At 65.5% G+C, this 989-nt stretch carries 1 protein-coding gene; it reads left to right on the top strand.

The window, feature by feature from the left end; translation table 11 throughout:
- Positions 1–124 precede the first annotated feature (124 nt).
- The coding region (locus FSO04_RS45840; RefSeq protein WP_233465470.1) for an IS4 family transposase at positions 125–989 on the top strand (865 nt) is incomplete at its 3' end.

Below are 989 nucleotides of genomic sequence, written 5' to 3'. Positions count from 1 at the left end.
CAGCCCTTTCAAGGTCTTTGCGCGGCAAACCTGGTAACCTGGCGACCTGTTCAAGGACGACGGGTACGAAGGGATGTTTGACGAGGTGATGAAGCGTTTCGAGCAGCAGGCACCGGTATGCGTGATGGCACGCCTGGCACTGCAGAGAGCCATCGCGCCGCAATGGGTCGACGAGGTGTTTGCCGAGCACCGGCAACGGCAATATCCACGTGAATTACTGTTCTCGACGGTGGTGGAACTGATGACGCTGGTGTCGCTGGGACTGAGTCCGTCGCTGCACGCTGCGGCGACGCAGACGAAGCATCTGCCAGTGTCGCTGGCCGCGCTGTACGAGAAGGTCAACCGCACCGAACCCGCGATCCTGCGTGCCCTGGTACAGGGTAGCGCACAGCGTCTGGAGCCGGTGCTGGCGGCATGGCCATGCCAGGCCAGCCTGCCTGGCTGGCGTGTGCGTGTGCTTGATGGCAATCACCTGCCGGCCAGTGAGAAACGGCTGGCGGCGCTGCGTGAACAGCGGGGCGCCGCCTTGCCCGGGCAGGCCCTGGTCGTCTACGAGCCGGATCTGGGACTGGTTACTGATCTGATCGCCGTTGAGGACGCGCACGCGCAGGAGCGTTCCGCGGTGGCCCCGCTGCTCGAATGTGCCGGCCCGGGAGAGCTGTGGCTGGCCGACCGGAATTTCTGCACCAGCACGATCCTGCTGGGCTGGCATCAGGCGCAGGCCAGCTTCATCGTGCGCGAACATGGCCGCAGCAGCCCGCCGCTTGCCAGTAGCGGGCCATGGGTGGACGCTGCGCGCATCGAGACCGGACAGGTACGTGAGCAACGCATTGACCTGAAGTCCGGGCTGCAGGGCTGGCGGCGCATCGAACTGCAGTTGGACCAGCCCACCGAGGCGGGCGACACGGTGATCCGGCTGTGGAGCAATCTGCCTGCCGCGGTGGGCGCACACGAGATCGCCCGACTATATCGCAAGCGCTGGCGTATCG

Source organism: Paraburkholderia madseniana (genome assembly GCF_009690905.1).
GTDB classification, from domain to species: domain Bacteria; phylum Pseudomonadota; class Gammaproteobacteria; order Burkholderiales; family Burkholderiaceae; genus Paraburkholderia; species Paraburkholderia madseniana.
The sequence above is the reverse complement of the archived record's forward strand: the minus strand, read 5'-3'. Positions and strand labels throughout refer to the sequence as shown.